Origin of the sequence: Bathymodiolus platifrons methanotrophic gill symbiont (assembly GCF_002189065.1) — a bacterium.
Classification (GTDB): Bacteria; Pseudomonadota; Gammaproteobacteria; order Methylococcales; family Methylomonadaceae; genus Methyloprofundus.
The window spans coordinates 1-5,372 of the sequence record NZ_BDMN01000420.1; the positions used below are offsets into that span (position 1 = coordinate 1).

1 protein-coding gene is annotated in these 5,372 nt (G+C 40.0%); it reads right to left on the reverse strand.

Annotated elements, in window-relative coordinates; all coding sequences use genetic code 11:
- Window positions 1–40: 40 nt before the first annotated feature.
- Complete coding sequence (locus CDZ78_RS18575) at window positions 41–5,170, reverse strand: SpvB/TcaC N-terminal domain-containing protein (protein ID WP_087871307.1); 5,130 nt, start codon at window positions 5,168–5,170, stop codon at window positions 41–43.
- Window positions 5,171–5,372 lie beyond the last annotated feature (202 nt).

Sequence of the window (5,372 nt, forward strand, 5' to 3'; positions counted from 1 at the left end):
GTTTCAATTTTACCATAAATAATTATTGGGAAACTTCAGTTTACTTAGTAGCATGCGCTTTTCCGTAAGGTTCATATTCAAAAGATGATGTAGGCGTTAATGTTTTTGAATCAACACTCATTAAGTTACTTCTCAATCTGTCTGGGAATATGTAATCAATCTTTCCATCTGGGTGTATTACTTCCCACGTTTGACTGAAAGACTGGATGCGCTTTTTGTGCCCGGCTTTGACAATTTCCAAGCCACCATCTAAGTAAATTGCTACGTTATCCTGTAACTTCTTTCTATTGAAATAGCTAATTGATACCGTGTTGCCACCATTCTTTATAGATTCAAGTCGCCCACTGTCACCGTACACATAGGATTCTTCACCATCACCTAGTAACCTGCCTAGCGCATCATGCTTAAACGTCACAGGTTTACCAGCGATTGTCCCAGTGGCGAGTCTGTTTGTTTTACTTTCAACGGTAAACTTGTTAGCTCCATTCTGCAAAAGATTGTTGTTAGCATCATACTGATAGCTTAAATCAAGTGTTGGACTTTTAGCATTAACCAGTCTCTTTCTCATATCGAATGTATATTGAGTAACTTTACCATCCCGAGTTTGCGATGTTATGTTGCCCGTATTATCCCATCCGTATTTTAGTGATGAAATAACTTTATCACCTTGAGAGAATGTATCTTCTATAGAGCGACCCCAGCCATCAATGGCTCGTTTCAATGAAACAGACTTACCATAATTTATCTGCTGTGGCTTTAATGTAATGCCATAATCACTAAACCCTATAGCTGCATCTGGATTAACTGCTTTCGTCTCGCCAGCGTAAGATACGGTAGCTAACTCACCAGTCTTATTGTAACTATAAGTTACAGAAGATTTATCAGGGTAAGTCACAGATAGCGGGATAGCATTCGGGTAATAAAGGAATTCATAATCATACTGTTTTCCAGCAACATTCCATATTTTCTGGGTAATGTTCCCGTCATTGTCATAATTAACATTAATATGATTTCCTTTATCCTGAATTCCTGTGAGCCTGCCTAGGTTAAAGAACCCCTTGACCTGATCATCCCATGTGTAATGAACAGTACGTGCCATATCCCCCTCGGTGCGTGTTGCTGTTAATGCTCTTTCATGGATGTCATAAGCATAGGTATTATGTTCAATGCCTTTATTATGCGCTATCACCTTGCCCGAGCCATCCCAAGCAAATACTTCGTTACCTGAATCTGGCGTATAACTGCCAATCATTTTTCCATCAAAGTCAAAAGTACGAGTTGATGTAAAGCCTCTGTTATCAACTTCTTTGATAATGTTTCCAAGCAAGTTTTTATAAACAGTCGACTGAGTTTTATCAGCTTCAACCTTAGTGGTGGTTCTATTGGCAGGATTGTGGATAGACTTACTTAGTATCACTGTTCCTTTTGACGCATGGGTAGGGTCATTTCCAGAGTGGGTAATGGATAATTCGCCTTCGCTATATACATGCTGGAACAAGTCTACCTGAACGCCTTTAACTTCTTTGTTCTTAACCCAGCGTTTATCATAGGAAATTAGCTTTTGTTCGGCATCTTTTTCATTAAAGTAACCTGATAGTTTAGCTATTATCTGTCCTGTATTTGGGTTAAGTTTTACCTCGCCTAATGTGAGTAGTTTATTTTCATTGGTTAGCTTGGTATGTTTCCAAGGCTTACCGGCCGCATTAAGATAGGATTTTGTTTCAACTGGATTTCCAGCCACCATCGCAACGCCATACTTAAACCGTCCCTCATTATCAACTGCATACCCATAACTATCTGATACCTTGCCATTGATGGTTGTCTTAACCACAGCACCGATTGAGTTAATGGTTTTATCAGTTTCTTTTCCTGAGGCGTCCTTGTAGTAAGTGGTAGCACCAAAGCGTGAATCTGTTTTAAATGATTCAGAGAATTCACCCTTAGTTCTTTTCACAACATAACCTGTATCATCATACAAATTAGTCATAACAAGTGTTTTCTTTGGGTCTTTAAATTCCCCTGTTATGTCCGTGTAATCTGCTGAGGTTGAAGAGGTAATAACATTACCCTGTGCATCATAAGTAAACTGCTTGGTGTGGTAAGTCTTGTTAGAATCTGAATACCGAAGATTAGCTGCGCTGCTCATTAACCCATCAGTTGATAGCTTAGTATATGATAGCATCAGATCATCAGTCGTTGGCACGTAAGGCACGTCATACAAATGATTACCTTTGAACTGAGTGCATTGCTTATCGCTCTTAGTACTCAACTGTCCAGTTTCCATTCCGATTATAAACGCACCTTTACCCGACACATTATTAGTATAACGCTTGCACTTGTAAAGCACGTCCCCACCGTCATAACCTTCTGTTGATGACACGTCCATTCCCCATTCATTTTCATATGTGAATGTTTTATTTTTAACCCATGCGATAGGCGCATTAACCTGCTGGCTGTCCTGATACACGGTAGACTTTGCACCTGTTTTATAAACCATAATAACCTTAGGGTCTACATTAGGATACTTAATATCAAAGCCCCAAGTCGTCTCGTCCTTGTTGAAAGGAATACCCGTACTAAGCTGAGAGACTGTGGTGCTTTTTATCTTGCCACGAATCGGATACGTAACGTAGTACTCCATTGACTTTAATTTATCCAGTGATGCAATGGATTCTGTTACGTTCCTATATCCTGAAAACATCCAGTCATGACGGTTATAAATAGGGAACTTATAAGTATAGTCATGCTGTCTTTTAAAACCATGCTCTGTACCATCGTCCTGATGTGTAGTGTAGGAATTAACGACCATGCGTACCTTGCTTAACAAAATGTTAGGATAGCCGGGCTGTTCAATTTTCGCATAGTCAATGAAGGGACTTACTTTTTGATAGTCGATGTTGTATGTCAGCCCAATACCATTATCAATACTTATCATTTCAAGATCAGGTGGCTTGATTGAGTTTTCATAGACTGAGATATTCACGCTACCATTTGATTGCATAACACTGATAATAGAAGCGATAGGATTATCACCCATACTGGATACTACGTTGCGAGTATGCGCTCCGAACAGAGGGGTATCTTGTGACTTAACAAACGTGTTACCTGTATGCAGGAATGTCTCAAAGTAAGTGTTGTCCTGATCTTTAGGGTCGCCAGTACCACCCATGTATTTTAGAGCATCCGGCTGACCATCCCCATTTATATCAACAAAAGTAATATTATGTGCATTGTTCTGGTCTTCACCTGCTGACGTGAGAGAAAATACATCCGTGGTATTGTCACCTACACCAGAGCCTGCGAGCATATCACCGAAAAGATTACCTGTATTAATATAGATGTTTCCAGTAACTGGCATGGTATCGCTGTAATCAAATTTAACTAGATCACTTAGTCCATCATTATTAAAGTCAAGGAAATTATAAGCGGGTAATCCTTTCCAGTCACCACTCTTACCCAGCTTAATGTTCTTTGTTGAATCACCATCTGGCGCAAGGAATTTTCCTTGCCTGTTATATAACGGCGTAGCAAACACATCACCCGACTGCGAAGACAACAAGAACAAATCAGATAGCGTGTCCTTATCAGAATCAGAAAAACTAATAGACTGATTTACTTTTGGAATGACATCATTTTCTATCTCTGAGTTAATCAGTTTTTTAGTTGGAAAGCCGCCTTTAACATCTGCATAATAAACTGTAATCTGATAGGTTGATACTTGTTCATCGGATGTTGGCTTCATCTCAATAATATCCGTAAGCCCATCGCCATTAATATCTCTTCCAACATAGTGAGTTGCATTCTTTCCACCTGTTACATAAGGTGAATTGAACGGCTGAACAACGGGGTCTTTTTCAAAGTCTGGCTTGCCTGAAATGCTTAGATAAGTTTCAACATAAGCATCACCATCTGTGCCCTTGAAAATTTTAACTAAGTCATTTAATCCATCGCCATTTTTATCAACTGCTAAGAACGTATAAGAATCTGAGTTTTTATCTGTGGGTGTGAATTCTCCAAGATCAGCTTCATCCTCTGCAAGTGTTAGCTTGCCATCTTTATCGCCACGTGCAAACTTGAATATAGCTCTGTTATTTTCGTTACTTATAACCCCGACACCTTTGTACCCATCACCGTACTTGTCCATGATAACAAGCTTAATGCTATCCCAATCAGTCACAGTGGCTGGAATAGTTACCGTGTTTACCTTGTTGAATGAGGGTGTGTCAGGTTGATAGTCTTTGTAGCCAAAGGTGTGCGTGTAGTAATTCTGAGTTTCGTCTGCTGATTTTTTATCCAAAGAGAGCAGCTTGTAGCTATTGCTAAATTTATCAAAATCATTTGTTAGTGTGTATTGAAAGACAGCACGATTGCCAATATCATACGTATTAACCTGAGTGAGTATTTTGTCTGGTTTGAACGAGTAACCACCAAGTCCTACACGCTTTGCAATTCTATTTGTTGGCGCAATGGGGTCGTAGGTAAATGTAACCTTTCTTGAATCTTTACCATCTTTAGAGATAAAGTAATTAATCTCACTCGGGTAAAGCACATTAGTCTGGTCGCTGGGTAGATATGAAAACTGTATAGTGTTCCCGTATTTATCGGTGTCACTCTTCGCACCCCACACTAGAATATCCTTATCCTCCATTTGAACGGTCGAGTTAGCATCACCACCATAAACCTGTACTGAACCATCGCTACTCTGCACGGTAAAAGAACAGGGACCATCGCCACACTTACCATTAGATGTAATAACTTTCCTGCTAAACAGTTCAGTCTGATAGGTCGTTTTATCAGCACCATAATTACCATTGATGGCTGATAGCCGCTTGCCGTTCATACAGAAACGATTAACCTTGTAATCATCAGCCCCCATGTTGAGTGAGATGTTAGCCCACTTATTATCTTGACGCTTGTTCAGTGAGCATATTCTGATTAAGGGTGACGCGTGCAAGCTCCAGCCATGGGCTACAAATCCACCACCCCCTTGTGAGCTATAGGATAGTGCAACTCGTGGCTGGTGCTTTGCTGGCACAGTGTCTATTTTGATTGTATAATTAGAGGCCCCTTTTCCATCAACTGAGAATTTTCCAGTAATTGGGACGTAAGCCTGATCATCCGCAATGGCTGACATTGATAGTGCTACAACTAATAATATTAAATATTTCATTCTATTTTCTCTTATTACTCACATTGAGCGGGTATGGATTTATATTTTTAGATTAACTTTTGTTTTTAAAACAAACGCTGAGAATCATGGAAACGGAGCTTAGCGAAGTGGTGATTTTTAGTCCCTGATAGGCGACAGGGCAATTCGCTGATTCGACGTGTGCTAGCAGCACGCGAGAGGAGCAAGAATAGCCGTCCAGCCA